The organism is Nonomuraea roseola (genome assembly GCF_039535395.1).
GTDB classification, from domain to species: domain Bacteria; phylum Actinomycetota; class Actinomycetes; order Streptosporangiales; family Streptosporangiaceae; genus Nonomuraea; species Nonomuraea roseola.
On sequence record NZ_BAAAXC010000005.1, the window covers coordinates 52,093 to 72,906 of the forward strand.

Sequence of the window (20,814 nt, forward strand, 5' to 3'; positions counted from 1 at the left end):
CGGATGCCATGGTTCCGCACGGTGTTCGGATTATCCAGCGAGCGAACGCATCGGCCGCCGCGATGACGGTGAGCGCCTTTCCGGCCGTTCCTCTCATCGGCAAGGCCACGAGATCAGCCACGTCCGCCCTCTTGCCGCAGATGACAGGGCCGCTTCGCGCACGTTCCGGCGACCGTTGCCGCAGGTGGCGATCATCCCTGCCACGGATACCAGGTCGTGACCTGGCTGGCGTCCCATCCCCGCGGGACACCAGCCGCACCCACCATGCGGACCCTGCCCGCTCACCCCGTCGTCAGTGCTTCGTCGGCGACAGGTCGTGCTCAGCCGTGTCCGGCGGGTTCTGGCGGCGCCGCCGGCAGGGTGTGAAGACGGCTCACCGGGGAGATGACGAGCCCGATCACCACGGCGGCCGAGCCGATGGCCGCCATGGTGAGCGCGCCCCTGGCGCCGACCGCACCCGTGAGGAGGCCGGCGGACAGACCGCCGAGCGCGCCGCCACCGAACAGCAAGGTGCGGAAGACCGCGGTCATGCGGCCCATCATCGCCTGCGGGGTGCTGGTCTGGCGCAGGCTGACGATGATGACATTGGCGACGCCGAGGCCCAGGTAGGTGGCGAAGAAGGACAGGACGAACATCCCCACCATCACCGGCCTCGGGCCGCCGGCCACGACGAGCAGTGTCGGGCCCAGCAGGAGAGCCGTCTGAGCCACGAGATAGACCAGCCCGAGCCGGAATCGCGCGATGATCTTCTGGGAGATCACCGCGCCGATCAAGCCGCCCACGGAGGCCGTCGCGAAGACGCCGCCCAGGGTCGTGGAGTCCAGCTGCAGGTCACGCGTGCCGTACAGCAGGAACATGGTCCAGACGGCGACCATGGAGAAGTTGCAGCAGAACCCGACGAGAGCCAGCGCCCGCAGGATCGGGTTGCCGAAGACCCAGCGCAGACCCTCGCGCAGCTCGGTCAGCAGGCGCCTGTTCGTGGCCGGTGGTTCGGGGCGTGGCTCACGCGTGCGGATCAGCAGCAGGGACGCCAGTGACACCAGGTAGGAGAACGCGTCGACGACCAGCGCCACCGGCGCCGTCAGCGCACTGATCAGGGCACCGGCGAGCCCGGGACCGGCCACGTCGGCCGCCGACGAGCTGATCCCCATCTTGGCGCCGGCCTCGACGTAGTGCTTGGGGTCCTTCACGAGGGTGGGCACGAAGGACATCCAGCTCACGTCGAACAGCACCGACGCCACCCCGATGACACAGGCGATGACCAGGAGCGGCACCATGCTGAGGACGTCCAGCCAGGACAGGACCGCGATCAGGGCGAGCAGGATCATCCTGGTGAGGTTGGCCCACACCATGACAGGCCGCCGCCTGACCCGGTCGACCCAGACCCCGAACAGCAGAGCGAGCCCGAGGTAGGGGGCGAGCTGCAGGAACCGCAGGAGACCGACCTGCTCGTCGGTGGCCTGGAAGGCGTAGATCGCGGTCAGCGGCAGCGCGAGGTTGGTGATCTGGGTGCCGAGCAGCGACAGGGTCTCGCCGAGCCAGAACTTCAGGAAGTCGTTGTTGTGCCACAATCCTTCCCTCGCGGAGGCGGCACCCGGCTCGGTGAGAGGTTCAGCGATCGTCACGGCTGCCGCCTGCGACGCTGAGGTCGGCGACCGCCGCGACGACCTGGTCCACTTCCTGTTCGGTGTTGTAGTAGTGCGGCGACAGGCGCAGGCACCAGTCGATGTCCTTGTCGCCGAAGTCGAACTGCGCGAAGTGGCGGTAGCTGAGCGCCGAATTGATACGGCGCGCGTCCATGGCGGCCTTGAACGGCTCCGGCTGCCAGCCGTCGATGGCGAAGGTGACCAGGGCGCCCAGTTGCCGGCCGTGGTCGAGCACGCGCACTCCGGGCAGATCGGCGAGCCTGTCGCGCAGGCCTGCGGCCAGGGCGGGGGCACGGCGGGCGATGGCGTCCATGCCGACCTGGCGGGCGTAGCGGGCGGCGGCGGCGCAGCCGAGGACGATGGCGTAGGGGAACTCCCAGTCCTCGAATCTGGCCGCCGTCTCGACGGGCTGGTAGCGGCCAGGCTCGACCCAGCGCGCGCCGTACATGTCGATGAACAGCGGCTCGTAGCCGGCGCGCAGGACGCGGTCGGACACGTACAGGAAACCGGAGCCGCGGGGGCCGCGCAGGAACTTGCGGCAGGTGGCGGTGAGCAGGTCGCAGCCGATCTCCGCGACGTCGATCGGGTACTGGCCGACCGACTGGCAGGCGTCGACCAGGTAGAGCAGGTCGAGCTCGCGGCAGTGCCGGCCGATCTCGGCCACCGGCTGGACCAGGCCGGAGTTGGTGGGGATGTGGGTGGCGGCCACCAGCCGCGGGCGGTGCTCCCTCATCAGTCTGGCCATCGCCTCCACGTCCACCCCGCCCTCCGGCAGGTCGGGCGCGTGCACGGTCCGCACGCCGAACCTCTTGCCCAGCGACAGGAAGGCGATCTGGTTGGAGATGAAGTCGTTGCGGGTCGTGAGGATCACGTCACCGGCCTCGAACGGGATCGCCGACAGGGCGGTGGAGAAGGCGTGGGTGGCGCTACCGGCGAACGCGATGTTCTCGGGAGCGCAGTTGATCAGGGCGGCGGTCTCGGCGTAGAACTCGCGGACCTGCTCGGCGCGGGCGGCCGAGGCCTCGTAGCCACCGATGCTCGCCTCCAGCCGCAGGTGGTCGACCATCGCGGCCAGCACGGGCGCGGCCAGCAGACCGCAACCGGCGTTGTTGAAGTGCACGACGTCGCCGGCGCCGGGGGTGTCCGCGCGCAGGGCCGCGACGTCCAGAAGCGATTCTGGGGAAATTCTGGAAGCGCTATTATCATTTCTCATGTCAGACAGTAGCAGTTCGGCGGAGTTGACGACCAGGATGCGCGCGATGATCGACCGGCTGTCACCGGGCGACCGCCTGCCCAGCAGCCGCGAGCTGATCCGGCGCTACCAGGTCGGCCCCGCCACCGTGTCGCAGGCGATCGCCACGCTCGCCGCCGAGGGCCTGGTGGTCACCCGTCCGGGCAGCGGCACGTACGTGGCGGCACGCGCCCAGCGGCGCGCCGAAGTGGCCGACACCGCCTGGCAGACCGTCACCCTCGCCGACCGGACCGTGGACACCCGCATCCTCACCGGAACCGTCGGTGCGCCACCCGCGGGTACGATCATGCTGGACGGCGGCTACCTGCATCGATCGCTCCAGCCCACCCAGATCCTGACCGCGGCGCTGGCCCGCGCCGCACGCCGCCCCGACGCATGGGACCGCGCCCCCGCCAGCGGCCTGACGGCCCTGCGCAGCGTGTTCGCCACCATGGCCGGCGGCGGCGTGAGCGCGGACGACATCCTGGTCACGGCCGGTGGGCAGAGCGCGCTGTCCATGGCGTTCCGGGCCATCGCGGCGCCGGGCGACCCCATCCTCATGGAGTCGCCCACCTATCCGGGAGCGATAGCCGCCGCCAGGGCGGCCGGCCTGCGCCCGGTACCGGTGCCGATGGACGCCGACGGCCTGCAACCCGACCTCCTGGCCGACGCCTTCGCCATGACCCGCGCACGCCTGCTGTACTGCCAGCCGGCCTGTCACAACCCCACCGGCACCGTGCTGGCGCCACAACGCCGCCGGCAGATCATCGATGCGGCCAGGGCTGCGGGCGCGTTCGTCATCGAGGACGACTTCGCGCGGTACCTCGGGCACGGCACGCCGGTGCCGCCGCCCCTGCTGGCCGACGATCGCGACGGCACCGTGGTCTACCTGACCTCGCTCACCAAACCGGCGGCGCCGAGCCTGCGCATCGGCGCACTGGTGGCCCGAGGCCCGGTGATGGAACGCCTGCGCGCCACCCGCCTGGTCGACGACTTCTTCGTCACGCGCCCGCTCCAGGAAACAGCGCTCGAACTCCTCAGCTCTCCCACGTGGGAACGGCATGTCCGTTCTCTGGCCGCAGCCCTGCGGGAGCGGTGCGGAGCGCTGGCGGCCGCCGTCGCGCACGAACTTCCTGACTGGACCCTCGCCCGCGTCCCCACGGGCGGACTGCACCTGTGGGTCCGCCTGCCGTACGGCACGGACGACACCGTGATCGCCGACACGGCCCGTCAGCACGGCGTCGCCGTCAGCGCCGGCAACCGCTACTTCGCCACCGAACTCCCGGCGGCCTACCTACGCCTCGGCTTCGCCGCCACCGCCGACCGCACCGAGCTGATCGAAGCCGCACGCCGACTCGCATCCGTCCACGAGCACGCCGCCGGCACGCGCTGATCGAAGCCCCAGCACCACCCACACCGCCCGCAGACCTCCTGGCACTCCGCACGCTTCGCACGTGCAGGGGAGTTCGTCGCCACGCAGGTCAACGAGGCGCCGTTGGCATTACCCGCGCCGTTCGAGCGTGAGCAGCGGCTCGGACAACACGGGCGCCGGTGCGCCGGGATCTGCGGCAACCGCCTGCTCCAGGCGGCGGAAGCCGACCTCCAGCTCGTCGGGACCGAGCTGAGCGAAGAACGAAAGCGTGCGCAGGCGCAGCCGTTCGAGCATGTCACCGCGGGTCCCGGAGGACGGCTGGGTAACCGTGCCGAAGCTGGTGACGCGCCAGCCGTCCGACGTGAACATCGCGATGACCTCGTGCAGCGGCTGAAACAGCGAGACGTCCACCTCAAGGCCGCGGGGGAAGTGCTCCAGCCACCACGGCATGGGATGGTGGTCGCTGAAATTGGCGCGCAGGAGCAGCCGCCCGCCGGGCCTGAGCACCCTGGCCAGCTCCCGGGCCGCCCGCGGCTTGTCCTGGACGTGGTGCCAGGACAAGAACATGAGAGCGTAGTCGGCGCTGCCGGACGGCACCGGCATGTCCTCGGCGGAGCCTGCCAGATACCGCACACCGGGATGCGGGGACTGCGTCTGCGCTGTCTCGCGCATGCGGACCGACGGCTCGACGCCGGTCACCGGCCCGAACGCTCGCGCCAGCGCGGGGGTGAACCTGCCCGTCCCTGAGCCGACGTCCAGCCCCGCCAGAGGACGCCGCTCGGGCAGCGCCGCTCCGAAGGCGCTGATCCATGCCCGCAGCTGCTGCTCGGTGAGCGCACGGCCGCGCGCGTAGTCCTGGTACTGCTCCGTGTCGTAGTCGATCCGCCTCATCACAGCTCCCGTGTCAGCCGGGCTAGGGCAAACCATCGTTCCGATATATCAGCCGGATACATCGGGACGATATGCGCAGTCGCGTCATGCCGCAAGGGACCGCATCGACGCGCTCCCGCCGCACCGCAAGTTGAGAGCACCCACCGGCTAGGGTTCTTCGGTGCGCATGTATCTCTCCTCCTTCCGAATGGGCGATCGTCCAGACCAGTTGCTTGCCCTGCTGGACGGGCAGGGTTCGGCCGAAGTCGCCGTGATCGCCAACGCCACGGACGCCCAGCCCAAGGACGAACGCGCAGCCGGGGTCGAGCGTGAGACGAGCGCGCTCACCGCACTGGGGCTGCAGCCGACCGAGCTTGACCTGCGCCCGTTCTTCGACCGGCCTCACCAGGCCGTCGCGGCCGTGCTGGCCCGCTTTCCCATGGTGTGGGTGCGTGGCGGAAATGTGTTCATGCTGCGTTACGCGCTCGCCCGCAGTGGCGCCGACACCGCACTGACAGCCTTGATCCGACGGGACGCAGTGGTCTACGCCGGATACAGCGCCGGCCCGTGTGTGCTGGCGCCGAGCCTGCGCGGACTGGAGCGCTGCGACGACCCGCACGTCGTCCCCGCGACCTACGGCGAGCCGGTGATCTGGGACGGGCTGGGCATCCTCGACTACGCGGTGGTGCCACACATCGACTCTCCTGGCCATCCTGAGTCGCAGGCTCTGGGGGTCGTCGCGGCCACCTACGATGCGGACGGCATCGCGCACCGCACCCTGCGCGACGGGCAGGCCCTCGTCATCAACGGCGAGGACACGCACATCTGCTGACCGGCACATGCCGACGAACGACGACACCGCACCGATGACACCGCACCGATGACCTGGCTGACGTGACGGCGTTCCCGCCGACACCCCTGCAAGGGTTCCGGAGAGGAGCGCCGTAGTCATGCCGAGCGCGGGGTATCACGCGGGTGGCCGCCGAGCGCTGAGGCCATGGACACTGGCTAGCCCATGGACATGTTCGGTTTATTGGGAAAACATTGGTTTCTGTGTACTTTGCTGATTTCGCCCCCGGTTCCGGACGCCTCGAACCGCGCGCCGCGCTCCGCTCCGACGCCCCCTCCCTCGACCTCACAGGCGACTGGCGCTTCCGCCTGTCACCCGTCGCCGACCTGCCCGACGACTTCGCCGCCCCCTCCTTCGACGACTCGGCCTGGGACGTGCTGGCGGTGCCGTCCCACTGGCCGCTCCACGGTCATGGCGCGCCCGCCTACACCAACGTCGTCTACCCCTTCCCTGTGGACCCGCCGCGCGTTCCCGACGAGAACCCGACAGGCGACTACCGGCGCGTCTTCGACCTGCCCGAGGGCTGGAGCGGGGGACGGCTGCGCTTCGAGGGCGTGGACTCCACGTTCAAGGTCTGGCTGAACGGCCACGAGCTGGGCTTCTCCACGGGCAGCAGGCTGCCCGCCGAGTTCGACGCCGGGCCCTACCTGGTGGAGGGCGCGAACGTCCTCGCGGTACGGGTGCACCAGTGGTCGGCCGCCAGCTACCTCGAGGACCAGGACATGTGGTGGCTGCCTGGCATCTTCCGCGAGGTGGAGCTGACCCGGTCGAGCGCCGACCTGTTCGTGCGCGCCGCGGCCGACGGCACGCTCAGCTTCGAGGGCGACGGCCTGCTGTCCATCCCCGAACTGGGCGTCGCCGATCTGGCTCCGGGCACCGAGGTGCGGGTGGCGGCCGAGCCGTGGTCGGCCGAGCATCCCCGGCTGTACGAGGCGAGCTTCGTCACCGCCGAGGAGACCGTACGGCTGCGCGTGGGCTTCCGCACGATCACCATCGAGGACGGCGTGCTCAGGGCCAACGGCGTGCCGCTGGTCTTCAAGGGCGTCAACAGGCACGAGTTCCACCCCGACCACGGGCGCGCCGTGCCCTACGAGACGATGGTCGAGGACGTGCTGCTGATGAAGCGGCACAACGTGAACGCCGTCCGCACCAGCCACTACCCGCCGCATCCGGCCTTCCTCGACCTGTGCGACGAGTACGGCCTGTGGGTGGTCGACGAGTGCGACCTGGAGACGCACGGGTTCGGCCATACGGACTGGCGCGGCAATCCCACCGACGACCCGAGCTGGACGCAGGCGCTGCTCGACCGGATGAGGCGCATGGTCGAGCGAGACAAGAACCACCCGAGCGTGGTCATGTGGTCGCTCGGCAACGAGGCGGGCGTCGGCTCCAACCTGAAGGTCATGGCGGACTGGACGCGTGAGAGGGACCCCTCGCGGCCGATCCACTACGAGGGCGACCCGTCGTGCGCGAACGTCGACGTCTACAGCAGGATGTACGCCTCCCACGCCGAGGTGGAGGCCATCGGCAGGGGCGAGGAGGCTCCCCTCGACGACCTCGAGCTGGACACGCGGCGCAGGGCGATGCCGTTCGTGCAGTGCGAGTACGCGCACGCGATGGGCAACGGGCCCGGCGGCCTCGCGGAGTACCAGGAGCTGTTCGAGGCCTACCCGAGGCTGGCGGGCGGGTTCATCTGGGAGTGGATCGACCACGGCCTGACCCACCAGGAGTACGGCTACGCCTACGGCGGCGACTTCGGTGAGCCGCTGCACGACGCGAACTTCGTGGTCGACGGGCTGGTCTTCCCCGACAGGACGCCCTCGCCCGGACTGCTGGACCTGAAGAAGGTCTTCGAACCGGTCAGGTTCGCCTTCGACGAGGGGACGGTGACGGTGACACGGGCGGTGCCGTACCCGCTGGCGTTCCCCTGGGCGCTGACGGCGGACGGCACGGTGGTGGCGGAGGGCGTCCTGGAGGTGCCCGAGAGCCCCGGCGCCGAGGTGAAGCTGCCCGCGCTGCCCGAGGTCGCGGAGCCGGGCGAGCTGTGGCTGACCGTGCGGGCGGTCCTCGCCGCCGACCTGCCGTGGGCCGAGGCCGGCCACGAGGTGGCCTGGGGCCAGGCGAAGGTCGGCGAGGGACGGCGGGAGCCGGTCGTGACCCGCGGCAGGGCGGGCGCCGAGCTCGCCGGCGCCACCTTCGACTCCAGGACGGGAAGGCTGACCGGGCTGTTCGGGCTCGACGTCGAGGGGCCGAGGCTCGAGCTGTGGCGCGCGCCCGTCGACAACGAGCGCTTCGGCGGCCTTGAGTGGAACTGGCGCACGCTCGGCCTGCACCGCCTCACCCACAGGATCGACACCGTCTCCCGCGAGGACGGCGTGCTGACCGTCAGGTCACGCGTCGCGCCCGCCGCCACCGACCTCGGCATGAGCGTCACCTACCGGTGGAGCGACGTGGGGGAGGGGATCGGCCTCGACGTGCATGTGGTGCCCGAAGGGGAGTGGACCCTGCCGCTGCCCAGGCTCGGCCTGTCCATGACGCTGCCGGCGAGCTTCGAGGAGGTCGTCTGGTTCGGGCGCGGGCCTGGCGAGGCCTATCCCGACACGGGGATGGCGGCCGCGGTGGGCGGCTGGGGCGCCTCGATCGAGGAACTGCAGACGCCGTACGTCTATCCGCAGGAGAACGGGCAGCGCGCCGACGTCAGGTGGGCGCGGCTGACCGGAGGCGACGGGCCGGGGCTGCGGATCGAGGGCGAGCCGGTGTTCGGCCTGACCGTGCGCAGGTGGAGCACGGAGGAGCTGGCCGCGGCCGGCCACCTGACCGACCTGCGGAAGGGGGAGCGGGTGCATGTCCACCTCGACCACGCCCAGCACGGCGTCGGCTCCGCGGCCTGCGGTCCTGGCGTGCTGCCGCGCTACGAGCTGCGGGCGGGGGAGGTGCGCTTCGCCTTCCGCTTCACCGCGGTGTAGCTCCTACTGTTTCCATAGCGGAAAGTCGACTGTTGACAACCTGGAAAGGCTGAGCGAGTCTTTCCAGTATGGAAACAGACGAGAGTCGTCCTTCGCCCGCTGAGGCCGCCGCCGCGCTGGCGGCGGCCCAGCAGGCGCGCGCTGCCGGGTACACCCCGATTCCCGGCTGGTTCTTCCCTGTCGTCGGCGCGCTCGTCGCCGTGGCCTTCGGACTGCAGGCCCTGCACGAGCTCGCCGTCCTGCCCGTGGTCGCCGTGCTGGTGGCGGGCTACGTCCTGACCGAACGCGTCTACAACAGGCGGGTCGCCAGGACCGGCGTCGAGCCGCGGCAGCTCACGCTGCGCCAGCAGCTCGTCCTGGTGACGCCGCTGCTGGCGCTCTGGATCGCCGGAGAGCTCCTCGACTCCAGGGGTGCGTGGATCTGGCTGGTCGTGTGCGCGCTGGCCGCCTGCTGGACGGCCGGCTACGGCCTGGTCCACAACAGGCGGGCGCGGGCCTCGGCATGAAGGTGAGAGACAGGGCCGAGGACGGCTTCGACGCGACGATCCACGCCCCGAACAGGCTGCGGATCTGCGCGCTGCTAGAGCCGGCCGAGCAGGTCGAGTTCGGCCAGGTGCGCGAGCGCCTGGGGGTCAGCGACTCGGTCCTGAGCAAGCACGTGAGCGTGCTGATGGAGGCAGGGTACGTCGAGCAGACGAAGGCGGTGCGCGACACCCGGCAGCGCGTCTGGCTCTCCCTCACCAAGAAGGGCCGCACGGCCTACCACGCCCACGTCGCCGCCCTCCGCGCGATCGTCGGCTCGGTGAACATCGATCCATCCATACCACCGTAATAGGGGCAAACTGGCTTATCCCCGGACGGAGCTGTCGCGCCTACCGTGACAGCACCCCCACTGTCCGAGGAGACACGATGCCCCGACCCCTCCGTCTCGCGCTCTCTCTCGTCCTCACCCTCGCGTTCCTGCTGGCCACCTCGCCCGCGCAGGCCGCGTCCCTGGTCAGGGTCCTCCGGTACGACGCCGGCAGGGCTGCGGAGTTCCGCGGCGCGGTGGACCAGGCCGCGCAGATCTGGAACGCCAGCGCCACGAACGTCCGCCTCGTCGCCGGCACCCCCGCCCACTTCGTCGTCGTCGCCGACAACGGCTGGCCCCGCGCCCTGCCCACCAGCCTGGGCAGGGGCACGATCTGGATGGGCAGGCAAGCCACCTCACAGGGCTACCACCCGGTGCGCATCGCCGCACACGAGATCGGCCACATCTTAGGTCTGCCCGACCGTCGCACCGGCCTCTGCTCCGACCTGATGTCCGGCTCCAGCGCCCCTGTGAGCTGCACGAACGCCTACCCGAGCGCGGCCGAGCGGGCCGAGGTGGACCGCAACTTCGCCGGCAGCACCCCGCTGGTCGAGTTCGGCCGGCTGCACGTGGACCGCTGAGGCCAGGCGCACGCGACCCGAGTCCGGGCCGCGGCGTCATGGGCGGGAACCATGGAGATCAGCTCTGGCGAGGCCCTCGGCACCTGTCCATCCACCACCAGCCGTCGCCCAGGTGAGTGGTGGGGCAGACGCGCATGCCGTACGCGTCGAAGCTCCCGGTGGCCTCGCCGGTGAAGTGCGCGTAGCCGAGGGCGTCGTCGGGGATGCCTAGCCAGTCGGGCAGGAACAGGACCGGCCGGCCGCCGCTGGTGCCGAGGGTGGAGACGCGGCAGTTGGCCGAGACGAAGCACAGATGCGACGGCAGTTCGGCGCCCAGGTAGCTGTGGAGCCGCTCGGCGGGCAGCCTCCCTTCGCGGGCCAGCTCCGCCACCTGGGTGAAGGCGAAGCGCTCCAGGTGGAAGCGGAGGGGGACGCGCAGCTCGGGGGTGAACTGGAGAGTGACGGGCGCGGCGAGGCCGGTGACCGTCAGCACCAGGCCGGCGGCGCAGGCGGCGACCCCGCGCCGCCGGACGAGGACCGTCATCACGGGCAGGTAGACGGCGAGCGCCACCAGGTAGGCGAGCCCCTCGGCCAGGGGGGCCAGCAGCCAGAGCGCGGTCACCAACTGGCCGATGTGCAGTCCCACGGCCAGCATCGCGACCGTCACCGCGCCCATGACGGACAGGAGGATCGTCGTGGGAAGGCGTCGCCGGTAGGTCGTCACGGGCACACCGTAGGAGCTCGGGGTGCAGGGCCGGCCCGCGTCGTGTGGAGATTGTGTGAAGATCGGGTCACCAGTCTCGGGCGGCGATCAACTCCTCCCTGTCGGCCTCCACGAACCCGTAGGCCGACGCCACGAACCAGAAGTCCTCGGCGATCGCCTCCCTGGCCACGGTCTCGATCTCACTGCCTGCCGCCTCGAACTCCGCCCCCAGCGCGTTGAACTCCTCCGTCGCAGCCTCCGTGAGCTGGTACAGCGCCGCCAGGTCCGACGGCTGCCCTGCCTCGATCCGCTCGCACAGCCTCACCAGGATCGCTCTGCCCTTGTCGACGAGGTGGTCAGGGAAGTACCCGTCCTCGTACATGTCGCTGAGAAACGCATGGCCGGCCACGTGTTCATGTGTGGATGACATCGCAGTCCTTCGGTTCTCGCCGTCAGGTCGTGTCCCGATACTGCACTGCCCCACCGACAACGCCGGCCCCTGATGGCCGCCCGGCAGCGGGCGGTCGAGGGCCGGCCGATCAGAAACGGTGCGCCATCGCCAACTTTCCGGCTCCCGAGGGCATCCAACACGCCATGGGGGATGCGCTGATCGACGGAGACCCGCAGAGGCTCGGCGGTTACTGGCTGGCAGGCCGGGTCGGAGAGGGCGGCCAGGGGGTCGTCTACGAGGGCTACGACGCCGAGGGCGAGCGCGTCGCGATCAAGGTGTTGCGCGGCGACCCCTCGACCCAGCCGCGCCTGGCCAAGGAGGCCGCCGCGGCCCGCCGCGTCCCGGCCTTCTGCACCGCCAGGGTGCTCGACGCCGACCTGGAGGGACCGCGGCCCTACATCGTCTCGGAGTACGTCGAGGGGCCCAGCCTGCGGCAGGTGGCCAAGGTGTTCCTAGGAGACGAGCTGCACCGGCTGGCCACCGCCATGGCCACCGCGCTGACGGCGATCCATGACGCGGGCGTCGTCCATCGCGACCTCAAACCGGACAACGTGCTGCTCGGCCCTGACGGTCCGAGGGTCATCGACTTCGGGGTGGCCCGCACGATGGAGATGTCGCTCACCTCGGCGGGGGTGGTGGCGGGCACACCCAGCTACATGGCGCCTGAGGTCTTCTCGGGGGAGCGGGCGGGCATGCCCGCCGATGTGTTCGCCTGGGGCGCCACCGTGCTGTTCGCCGCCACGGGGCTGGACCCGTTCAGGGCCGACTCGCTGGGCGCGGTCATGCACCGTGTGCTGTCCCACGAGCCCGACCTGTCGCCGCTGCCCGGCCAGGTGAAGGAGCTGGTGGCCGCCGCGCTGGCCAAGGACCCGAGCCAGCGGCCGACCTCGAGGGAGCTGCTGCTCGCGCTGGTCAGCGGCGACGGTCTCGACACCGCCAGGCTGCTGGCCCAGGGCGCGGGTTCGGCCGCCGCCATGGCGCCCGGCGCCGGCGAGCCGGCCCGCGACCCCGCCCTCGGCACGCTCGCCGAGGACGCCTACGCCGCGCTCGGCCCTGCCGAGCGCGAGCTGGTGCCCGAGCTGTTCCTGCGCCTGGTGACCGTCACCGACCATGGCGACCTCACCGTACGCCAGGCCGCCCGCGCCGAGCTTCCCTCCGGCATCGAGCCCGTCCTCGAGGCGTTCGCCTACCTGGTGTCCTGCGGTGACCCGGTCAGGCTGCTGCGTCCCGCCCTCCCGATGGCCTGGCCGCGGCTGCGCGCCTGGATCCAGGCGGAGAGGGACGGCCTGGCCGTGCACCGGCGGATCGCCGCCGCCGCCACCAGCTGGGCCGGAGGCGGGCGCAGGGAGAGCGACCTCTTCCAGGGCAGCACGCTCGACGCCGCCCAGCGCTGGGCGGCCACGGGCCGCAGGAACATCACGCTCACCCCCGCCGAGCGCGACTTCCTCGAGGCCGGCGTCGCCCTGGTCAGGCGGAGGAGCCGCAGGGTGCGGGCGATCTCGGTGGCGCTGGCCGTCATGCTGGCGCTCGCGCTGGCCGCGGGTGGCTTCGCCGTCCAGCAGAGCAGGCAGGTGGCCGAGCAGCGCGACGTCGCCGAGTCGGGACGGCTGGCGGCTCTGGCCGACTCCGTCCGCGCCAAGGACCCGGTGCTGGGCATGCTGCTCGGCGTCGCGGCGCACGACATCGCCGCCACCCCGCAGGCCATGGCGGCGATGTACCGCGCTCTCACCTCGGCGGCCACCAGGTCGTTCACCGATCCCGCCGCCGTCGCCGTCAGGGCGCTCAGCAAGGACGGCCGTCGGCTGTTCAGCGCGTCCGACGGCGAGGTGAGGGTGTGGGACACGCACACGGGACGCAGGACGGCCGCCTTCCGCCACCAGCAGGGCAAGCTGCTCGGGATGGCGCCGAGCCCGTCCGGCCGCACGCTCGCGATCGCCACCGAAGGGGGCGGGATCCGGCTGTGGGACCCGGCGAAGGGCGCCGCTCTCGAACCCCGGTACCCGGTGGCCGAGGGCGCGGGTCAGTTCGACTTCGACGTGTCGTACAGCATGTCGGAGGATGTTCTGGTGGTGCGCGGAGGACAGGGCGCCACCTACTGGAACTCCCGCACGGGAGAGAAGACCGAGGTCCCCACGCTCGGCGGGGATCTGGAAGTGACGGCCGACGGCAGGACGGCCGTGTACACGCTGCTGGGCTCCGCTCTGCGCCGCCAGCCGTTGCCCGATGGACGAGCGACGACGTGGTGGGAGTGCCCGTGGCTGTGCCAGACGTACGCGCTGAGTCCGGACGGCACGAGACTGGCCGTCCCCGGACCCGACCAGAGTGTCCAGATCCTCTCCGTCCGCTCGGGCAAGAAGTCGGACAAGCGCATGGACGGCTGGAAGGGCGGCGACATCTCCTGGAGCCCGGACGGCAGATTCATCGCCGCGCTGGACGACAGGGGACTGCAGGTGTGGTGGGCCCACGACGCCTCGCCGGTGCTCGACGAGCCCGTCGCCCCCGGCGCGGACGGCCTCGCGTTCGACCCCGACGGTCACACCCTGCGCTACCTCGCGGGAGACACCGTGGTCAGCGTGCGGCTCGACCTCCAGCCGCGCCGAGGCGCGAGGGGCGACCTGCTCAGCCGCGACGGCCGCCTCCTGCTGAGCGGCGGCAAGCTCCACCACCTCACCACGGACAGGACGATCACCCTGCAGGAGGAGCCCCAGTACCCGCGCGTCTTCAGCGGGGACGGCTCGGCCGTCGCCGTGGGCGGCGACACCGCCGTCCACGTCCTCGACACGGCGACGGGCAGGCGAATGACCGAGCTGCCGATGAGTGACGAGTCGCCCCAGGGCCTGGCCTTCAGCCCCGACGGCGCGCGTCTGGCCGTCTCGGGCCAGACCTTCGTCAGCATGGTCGAGCTACCCGGTGGCAGGCAGGTCTGGCGGGCGCCGGGCGACATGGCCGACGAGCTGGCCTTCACACCCGACGGGCGCTACCTGTCCATCGGTGAGAGCTTCCTGGACGCGACGACCGGGCGGCCGGCCGTCGCCCGTCCTCTCGGGGCGGAGGTGCGGGGGCTGGGCTTCTCCACCGACGGCACCGTCTTCGGCTGGCCCGAGGGCGCGGCCCGGATGGCCTTCTGGCGACGGGGGGCGGCGCGGCCGTCCTCCGGGCCGCTGCGCGACCTGCCCGCCGACCAGAAGCTGACGTTCTCGCCCGACGGCTCCCTCGTCGCGGCCGTCAACTTCGAGGGCATGTGGGTCTACGACGTCGCCTCCGGGGTCGTGATCGCCGCCGTCGAGGACCCGTCGATCGCCCACGTCGGCTTCTCGGGGGGCCGGCTGCTGGCCCTCTCCAGCGGGCGGCTGACCGAGTACCCGATGGATCCCGCCCTGGTGACGGCGCGGGCGTGCGAGAGGGCGGGACGCTCGTTGAGCGAGGCGGAGTGGGCGGCGTACGTGCCGGGCCTGCCGTACAGGGAGGTCTGCGCGACAGCGCCATGACCGGCACGGGGTGGGGCGGAGGCGACGGTCACGGGCGGACCGGAGCAGAGACGGGGCCCTGGCCCGGCAGGGCAGATCTTGGTAGGAAGGTGGGCACCAAGGAGGTGCCCGGTGGAACTCATCCCCGTGGAGTTCGAAGCGTTCGACCGCCGCATCGCGGGGGTCGCAGGCGACCGTCACATCGAGCGGCTCCACCGGGGCACGCGCTGGGCCGAAGGGCCCGTCTACGTCCCCGCGGGCCGCTATCTGGCCTGGAGCGACATCCCGAACGACCGCATGCTGAGGTGGGACGAGATGACCGGCCAGGTGGGTCCGTTCCGGCAGCCCGCCGGCTACGTCAACGGCAACACCCTCGACCGCGAGGGCAGGCTCGTCTCCTGCGAGCACGGCGCGCGCCGGGTGACCAGGACCGAGCACGACGGCTCGCTCACCGTGCTCGCCGACCGGTGGCGCGGCAAGCGGCTCAACAGCCCCAACGACGTGGTGGTGAGGTCCGACGCGTCCGTCTGGTTCACCGACCCGCCGTACGGCATCGAGGGCGACTACGAGGGACACCGGGCCGAGCAGGAGATCGACGGCTGTCACGTCTACCGGGCCGATCCCGGCACCGGCGAGGTCCGCGTGGTGGCCGACGACTTCGCCCGGCCCAACGGCCTGGCCTTCTCCCCGGACGAGAGCCTGCTCTACGTCGCCGACACCGAGCGCGGCCACCTGCGGGTCTTCGAGGTCACCGGCGACGGCGCGCTCACGGGCGGCAAGGTGTTCGCCGAGCACGAGGGCGAGGGCGGCTTCGACGGCATGCGCCTGGACGAGACCGGCCGCATCTGGGCCGCCGTCGGCCCGGCGATCCACGCCTACCACCCGGACGGGACGCTCCTCGGCAGGCTGCGCCTGCCGGAGAGCGCCTCGAACCTCGTCTTCGGCGGTCCCAAGCGCAACCGCGTCTTCATCACCGCGACCACGTCCCTGTACTCGGTGATGCTGAGCATCCGGGGCGCCGAGCCGGTGTGGGCACGCTAGGCGAACGCCCAGGTGAACAGGTGCAGCCGGCCGTCACGCGGGGTGGAGAACGTCAGGCTCCGCACCTTCTTGCCCGGGTCCAGGGCGATGGGCTGCGAGGCGTAGACGTGGGCGGGCACGGGCTGGAAGGCCCATGAGCCCCAGAACAACCGGTGCGGGGTCCGGGCCACGACCTCGTTGCCGAACCGCGGCTCGGCCGACCCGAAGTCCAGGATCCAGTCGCTGAAGCCGAGCCGGCCCGAGCTGGTCGTGCCGTCGGTGTAGGTGACGGTGACGTCCGCCTCCGGCCAGCCGTTCACGCCCGTCCCCAGGAAGGAGAGGCGGGTGGCGCCGTCAGGCGCGGCCACCTCCAGCGGTCCCTCGCCGGTGCGAACGTTGTCCCATTCGCCGCGCTTCCTGTCCGGCCAGGTGAAGGTGAAGTCCCGCCACTTGACCCGGGCGCCCGGGGTGAGCCCCGCCTCGGCCAGGGCCTGCGCCGAGAGGCTGAAGCCCGGCCCGTCGATGTTGGCCTCGCCGGGTGCGTCCGCGTCGCCGATGCCGGCGTTGTTGTGGTGCCACTCCGGAGTGCCGCGCGCGGCCACGTTGAGCCGCACCGAGGCGGTGAGGTCGCCCACGACGACCGGCACGGTCAGCACGCCGCGCGGCACGTCGCCGGACACGGAGATCTCGACCGCCTGGCGGGCCTGGCCTCCGGCGGCCAGGCTGAGCGTGCCGCGTGCGGGCGACACGGTCACGCCGGCCGGCGGCCTGGCCTCCCAGGTGATCGTGGCGGCCTGGCCGAGCGACCGGACCGCGAGCTCCGTCGCGAGCGCGCCGCCCGGCTCGACCGGGCCGCTGCCGCGGCTGAACCCGGCCAGGTACGGCTTCGTCCCGCCACCGAACGACGGCGGTGCGTCCTCGGGGTCGGCGCCGAAGCCCAGGTCAGGGGAGGTGCCGCGGACGAAGTCCAGCCGCCCGCCGCCGGTCGCGAACGACTCCGGCAGCCACGCCCGGTCCGTCGCCGCGCCGTTCATCCGGAGCGACCTGATGTACGGGCCTGCGCCCCGGGCGTTCACGACGATGTCCCCGCCCGGTCGGTCGATCGTGATCCGCTCGAACAACGGAGTGTTCACCAACAGCTCGGCACGGCCGGGGATGGCGGGGAAGAGCCCCATGGCCGACCACACGTACCACGACCCCATCGCGCCCAGGTCGTCGTTGCCGACCAGCCCGTCCGGTCCCGGCTTGAACAGTTCCTGCTGCACCCGGCGCACCAGCGCCTGCGTCTTGTACGGCTGGCCCGTCCACGCGTACAGCCACGGCGACGGCAGCGCGACCTCGTTGCCGAGATAGGCGTGTGCCTCGGCGGGCCCGGCGTTGAGCTTGGCGAAGTACGTGTCGAGCCGGGGGACGACCTCACGAGGGCCGCCCATCGCTGTGAACAGCCCTGCCGGGTTGTGCGGCACCATCCAGTGGTACTGCGCCCCGTTGCCCTCCATGTACACGTCAGGGCTGGCCGGATCGAAGGGCGAGGTGAACGCGCCGTCGCCCTGGCGCGGCTGGATCCATCCGGTGCCGGGGTTGTAGATGTGCTGCCAGGCCTGAGCGCGCCGCATGAACTCCGCGGCCGTGGCCCGGTCGCCGAGCCGGGAGGCGAGCTGGGCGATCCCGAAGTCGGCCACGCCGTACTCCAGCGTCGCCGACGGATCGTTGGGCACGTGCCCCTCACGCATGAACGCGGCGTTTCCCGGCCGCTCGTCGTAGCCGAGCAGCGGATGGCCGATGTCCCTGGGCCCGGTCCGCCTGGCCGCCTCGGCCATCGCCCGCAGCGCCGCCTTCGCGTCGAAGCCGCGCGCGCCGAACGCGTACATGGTGGACACGATCGCGTGGTACGGGTCGCCGACCATGACGCCGGTGACCGCCGTCTGGTGCGACCACCGGTCCCACACGTTGCCGACGGCCTGCGCGTTGTCGTACATCGACTGCGCGATGTCGGCGCCCACGTCCGGCGCCAGCAGGGCGAGGAGCTGCACCTGGCTGCGGTAGATGTCCCACCCGGAGAAGGTCGCGTAGTGGTGGCGGCCCGGCCGCACCTGGTGCGGCTTCTGGTCGAACCCGGTGTACGCGCCGTCCACGTCCTCCGAGACGTGCGGCTGCAGCATCGTGTGGTAGAGGTTGCTGTAGAAGGTGCGCCGCTGGTCCTCGGTGCCGCCGCCGATCCGCACCCGGCCGAGGCGCTCGCGCCACACACCGCTCGCCTCGCGGGCCACCTCGTCCAGGCCCTTGGCGGCGATCTCGGCCTGGAGGTTGCGCCGGGCGCCGTCGATGCCGACGTACGACAGCCCGACCCGCATCTGCACCGGCCGTGCCGCGTCGAACTGCAGGTAGGCCCCCGAGCCAGGCCCGTTGACGGTCACGTCCCCCGGCGTGACCAGGTCGCCCCTGACCTTCGCGGGGGCGGCGTTGGCGACCGTGCTCCCGCCGGGGCGCACCTCGCCGTCCTTCCAGGTGCCGAACGCGGTGACCGGCTGGTCGAACGTGGCATGGAAGTAGATCTTGTATCGGGTCGGCGGGCCGCAGAACCCGCCGGTCTGCACCCAGCCCTCGACGGTGTTCCCGCTGACCCTGGTCTCGCCGTCGTCGACGCCGTTGACCGAGCCGCTGGTGTTCAACAGAACCGTGCCGGGCTTGCCCTGCGGGAAGGTGAAGCGGGCCACGCCCGCCCGCATGCTGGCGGACAGCTCCGCCTTGACCCCGCTGTCGAGCGTGGTGCCGTAGAAACCAGGGGAGGCCCGCTCGTTGTCGTGTTTGAACGTCTGGACGTAGTCCTCGCCGTGCGTGGCGGGCGAGCGGCCGATCGCTCCCGAGTACGGGATCACCGGGAAGTCCTGTGCGCCCGTGCACCCGGGCCCGGAGATGTGCGTCATGGAGAAGCCGCGCAGCCGGTCGTCCTCCCACCGGTAGCCGCCGCCGGCGTTGGCCACCGTGTCGGGGCTCCACTGCATCATCCCGAACGGCAGGACGGCCCCTGGGAAGGTCATGCCTCCGCCTCCGCCGTGGTCGAAGTCGGGCGCCGCCTCCTTTGTGCCGTGGAAGACGTTGACCAGGGAAACGGGGTCGCGCTCCACGGCCACGTCAGGTGGGGCGCCGTACGGGAAGGCCGTCGCCGCGAGCAGGGCGGTGACGATCGGCAGGGACCAGTGAGACACGACCGTCCTCCAGAGGTGAGATCGCCGTATCGAACCTCGGCCCCGCACGGCCGGTCAACGGACGGAAACCACGGCCACAACCGGCCACCGGCCCCGCCAGGGAACAGGGGTTGGCAGGTGGCGGGGGCCGTTGACACATTCGCCGTGACCCCGTCTCCGTGACGAGCATGTGAGGGATGCCAGCGATGACCGTCGTGTCCACGGTTCCGATCGAAAGCTCCGCAGCCCCCGTCGCCGATCCCCGCGCGCCGGCCGTCCGGTTCTCTCGCCTGCTCGATCCCGGCTCCGCCGTGCCGCTCCACGAGGACGACGACAGCGGCGTGTCAGCCGTGCGCGGCCTGGTCGACGGAGCTCCGGCCGTCGCCTTCTGCACCGACGCGAGGCTGATGGGCGGCGCGCTGGGCGCGGCGGGCGCGGGCCGGATCGTCCAGGCCGTCGAGGCCGCCGTGCGCCGGGACTGCCCGGTCATCGGCCTGTGGCATTCGGGAGGCGCCAGGCTCGCCGACGGCGTGGAGTCCATGGACGGCGTGGGCCGCATGTTCGCGGCCATGACCAGGGCGTCCGGCGTCGTGCCGCAGATCTCGGTCATCCTCGGCCCCGCCGCGGGGGCGGCCGCGTACGGGCCCGCGCTCACCGACGTCGTCGTCATGTCCGACGCCGGTCGCGTGTTCGTGACCGGCCCGGAGATCGTGCGGAGCGTCACCGGCGAGCGGATCGACATGGCGGGGCTGGGCGGGCCCGAGGCGCACGGCAGGAAGTCGGGGGTGGCGCACGTCCTGGCCGCCGACGAGGCCGACGCCTTCGCCAGGACGCGCCGCCTCACCGGGCTCTTCGCCCGGCACGGCGCCTGCGACCCCGCCGCGCTGCGCGATCCCGGGGACCCGCGCGCCCTGCTGCCCTCCTCGCCCCGGCGCGCCTACGACGTTCGACCCCTGGTGCGCGCCCTCCTGGACGGCGACGGCCAGATGGAGGAGCTCCAGCCGCGCTGGGCCGCCAACATGCTCGTCGCGCTCGGCCGGCTCGGCGGGGGCACCGTCGGCGTGCTGGCCAACAACCCGATCCACAAGGGCGGCTGCCTCGACTCGCTCTCCGCCGAGAAGGCCGCCCGGTTCGTCCGCATGTGCGACTCGCATGGCATCCCGCTCGTCGTGCTCGTGGACGTCCCCGGTTACCTGCCCGGCGTCGGCCAGGAGTGGGGAGGAGTGGTGCGGCGCGGCGCCAAGCTGCTGCACGCCTTCGCCGAATCGGTCGTCCCCCGGGTCACGCTGATCACCCGCAAGGCCTATGGCGGCGCCTACATCGCGATGAACTCCCGCTCGCTCGGCGCCACCACGACGTTCGCCTGGCCGGGAGCCGAGGTGGCGGTCATGGGCGCGGAGTCGGCCGTCGGCGTCCTGCACCGCAAGGCCCTGGCCGCGGCCCCGGAGGAGGAGCGCCAGGAACTGCGCGCCCGCCTCGCCGAGGACCACCGGCGCACGGCCGGTGGCCTGCGGCGGGCCGTGGCCCTCGGCGTCGTGGACGAGGTCATCACCCCCGAGACCACCCGGTTCCGGCTCGCCGACGCGCTCGCCCGCGCGCCGCGCGCACGCGGCGGTCACACGAACATCCCCCTGTGACCG

Annotated in this window: 15 protein-coding genes; 9 read left to right on the forward strand and 6 right to left on the reverse strand. The window is 71.8% G+C overall.

Going from position 1 to position 20,814, the window contains the following annotated elements:
- Positions 1 to 320: 320 nt before the first annotated feature.
- Positions 321 to 1,625 (reverse strand): MFS transporter, encoded by a 1,305-nt coding sequence (locus tag ABFX55_RS02255; RefSeq protein ID WP_346117100.1) that lies wholly within the window; start codon positions 1,623 to 1,625, stop codon positions 321 to 323.
- Positions 1,612 to 2,859 carry an aminotransferase class V-fold PLP-dependent enzyme gene (locus ABFX55_RS02260; protein WP_346117102.1) on the reverse strand — a complete coding sequence of 416 codons (1,248 nt, stop codon included), beginning with the start codon at positions 2,857 to 2,859 and terminating at the stop codon, positions 1,612 to 1,614. The genes ABFX55_RS02255 and ABFX55_RS02260 overlap by 14 nt, the downstream gene beginning before the upstream one ends.
- Between ABFX55_RS02260 and ABFX55_RS02265 the strand changes: the two genes are divergently transcribed.
- A complete protein-coding gene (locus tag ABFX55_RS02265) occupies positions 2,858 to 4,270 on the forward strand; it encodes an aminotransferase-like domain-containing protein (RefSeq protein WP_346117103.1) in 1,413 nt (470 codons plus the stop codon). The genes ABFX55_RS02260 and ABFX55_RS02265 overlap by 2 nt on opposite strands.
- A 108-nt stretch (positions 4,271 to 4,378) precedes the next feature.
- On the opposite strand, the gene ABFX55_RS02270 is transcribed toward ABFX55_RS02265, so the two are convergent.
- Positions 4,379 to 5,140: a class I SAM-dependent methyltransferase gene (locus tag ABFX55_RS02270; RefSeq protein WP_346117105.1), complete on the reverse strand. Its 762-nt coding sequence runs from the start codon at positions 5,138 to 5,140 to the stop codon at positions 4,379 to 4,381.
- A 166-nt stretch (positions 5,141 to 5,306) separates the two neighbouring features.
- Between ABFX55_RS02270 and ABFX55_RS02275 the strand changes: the two genes are divergently transcribed.
- The 5 genes from ABFX55_RS02275 to ABFX55_RS02295 all read left to right on the forward strand — a co-directional run bounded on the left by ABFX55_RS02275 (position 5,307) and on the right by ABFX55_RS02295 (position 10,366).
- Positions 5,307 to 5,951, forward strand: coding sequence for a Type 1 glutamine amidotransferase-like domain-containing protein (locus ABFX55_RS02275; RefSeq protein ID WP_346118279.1), 645 nt, complete (start codon positions 5,307 to 5,309; stop codon positions 5,949 to 5,951).
- 221 nt (positions 5,952 to 6,172) lie between these two features.
- Positions 6,173 to 8,935 carry a glycoside hydrolase family 2 TIM barrel-domain containing protein gene (locus ABFX55_RS02280; protein ID WP_346117107.1) on the forward strand — a complete coding sequence of 921 codons (2,763 nt, stop codon included), beginning with the start codon at positions 6,173 to 6,175 and terminating at the stop codon, positions 8,933 to 8,935.
- Positions 8,936 to 9,003: 68 nt separating this feature from the next.
- Positions 9,004 to 9,441: a hypothetical protein gene (locus ABFX55_RS02285; RefSeq protein ID WP_346117109.1), complete on the forward strand. Its 438-nt coding sequence runs from the start codon at positions 9,004 to 9,006 to the stop codon at positions 9,439 to 9,441.
- Positions 9,438 to 9,767, forward strand: coding sequence for a transcriptional regulator (locus tag ABFX55_RS02290; RefSeq protein ID WP_346117111.1), 330 nt, complete (start codon positions 9,438 to 9,440; stop codon positions 9,765 to 9,767). Before ABFX55_RS02285 ends, ABFX55_RS02290 begins: the two co-directional genes overlap by 4 nt.
- Before the next feature lie 77 nt (positions 9,768 to 9,844).
- On the forward strand, positions 9,845 to 10,366 hold the full coding sequence (locus ABFX55_RS02295) for a snapalysin family zinc-dependent metalloprotease (protein WP_346117113.1): 522 nt from the start codon (positions 9,845 to 9,847) through the stop codon (positions 10,364 to 10,366).
- Positions 10,367 to 10,424: 58 nt separating this feature from the next.
- On the opposite strand, the gene ABFX55_RS02300 is transcribed toward ABFX55_RS02295, so the two are convergent.
- Together ABFX55_RS02300 and ABFX55_RS02305 are read right to left on the reverse strand one after the other, a co-directional pair.
- Positions 10,425 to 11,069, reverse strand: coding sequence for a hypothetical protein (locus ABFX55_RS02300; RefSeq protein WP_346117115.1), 645 nt, complete (start codon positions 11,067 to 11,069; stop codon positions 10,425 to 10,427).
- Between the two features lie 67 nt (positions 11,070 to 11,136).
- The gene (locus ABFX55_RS02305) at positions 11,137 to 11,478 is read right to left on the reverse strand and encodes a DUF5713 family protein (RefSeq protein ID WP_346117117.1); all 342 of its coding nucleotides are present in this window, start codon (positions 11,476 to 11,478) and stop codon (positions 11,137 to 11,139) included.
- Positions 11,479 to 11,642: 164 nt separating this feature from the next.
- Between ABFX55_RS02305 and ABFX55_RS02310 the strand changes: the two genes are divergently transcribed.
- Positions 11,643 to 14,987: a protein kinase domain-containing protein gene (locus tag ABFX55_RS02310; RefSeq protein ID WP_346117119.1), complete on the forward strand. Its 3,345-nt coding sequence runs from the start codon at positions 11,643 to 11,645 to the stop codon at positions 14,985 to 14,987.
- A gap of 111 nt (positions 14,988 to 15,098) precedes the next feature.
- Positions 15,099 to 16,007, forward strand: coding sequence for an SMP-30/gluconolactonase/LRE family protein (locus ABFX55_RS02315; protein WP_346117121.1), 909 nt, complete (start codon positions 15,099 to 15,101; stop codon positions 16,005 to 16,007).
- On the opposite strand, the gene ABFX55_RS02320 is transcribed toward ABFX55_RS02315, so the two are convergent.
- Positions 16,004 to 19,195 carry a GH92 family glycosyl hydrolase gene (locus ABFX55_RS02320; RefSeq protein ID WP_346117123.1) on the reverse strand — a complete coding sequence of 1,064 codons (3,192 nt, stop codon included), beginning with the start codon at positions 19,193 to 19,195 and terminating at the stop codon, positions 16,004 to 16,006. The genes ABFX55_RS02315 and ABFX55_RS02320 overlap by 4 nt on opposite strands.
- 185 nt (positions 19,196 to 19,380) lie before the next feature.
- Between ABFX55_RS02320 and ABFX55_RS02325 the strand changes: the two genes are divergently transcribed.
- Entirely contained in the window at positions 19,381 to 20,811 is a 1,431-nt protein-coding gene (locus tag ABFX55_RS02325) for an acyl-CoA carboxylase subunit beta (RefSeq protein ID WP_346117125.1), read from the forward strand.
- Positions 20,812 to 20,814 lie beyond the last annotated feature (3 nt).

What these genes read in the sequence shown, in the direction of transcription:
- ABFX55_RS02265 (WP_346117103.1), top strand. Translation starts at nt 2,858, where the DNA reads ATGTCAGACAGTAGCAGTTCGGCGGAGTTGACGACCAGGATGCGCGCG.
- ABFX55_RS02260 (WP_346117102.1), bottom strand. Translation starts at nt 2,859, where the DNA reads ATGAGAAATGATAATAGCGCTTCCAGAATTTCCCCAGAATCGCTTCTG.
- ABFX55_RS02270 (WP_346117105.1), bottom strand. Translation starts at nt 5,140, where the DNA reads ATGAGGCGGATCGACTACGACACGGAGCAGTACCAGGACTACGCGCGC.
- ABFX55_RS02275 (WP_346118279.1), top strand. Translation starts at nt 5,307, where the DNA reads ATGTATCTCTCCTCCTTCCGAATGGGCGATCGTCCAGACCAGTTGCTT.
- ABFX55_RS02285 (WP_346117109.1), top strand. Translation starts at nt 9,004, where the DNA reads ATGGAAACAGACGAGAGTCGTCCTTCGCCCGCTGAGGCCGCCGCCGCG.
- ABFX55_RS02290 (WP_346117111.1), top strand. Translation starts at nt 9,438, where the DNA reads ATGAAGGTGAGAGACAGGGCCGAGGACGGCTTCGACGCGACGATCCAC.
- ABFX55_RS02295 (WP_346117113.1), top strand. Translation starts at nt 9,845, where the DNA reads ATGCCCCGACCCCTCCGTCTCGCGCTCTCTCTCGTCCTCACCCTCGCG.
- ABFX55_RS02305 (WP_346117117.1), bottom strand. Translation starts at nt 11,478, where the DNA reads ATGTCATCCACACATGAACACGTGGCCGGCCATGCGTTTCTCAGCGAC.
- ABFX55_RS02310 (WP_346117119.1), top strand. Translation starts at nt 11,643, where the DNA reads ATGGGGGATGCGCTGATCGACGGAGACCCGCAGAGGCTCGGCGGTTAC.
- ABFX55_RS02325 (WP_346117125.1), top strand. Translation starts at nt 19,381, where the DNA reads ATGACCGTCGTGTCCACGGTTCCGATCGAAAGCTCCGCAGCCCCCGTC.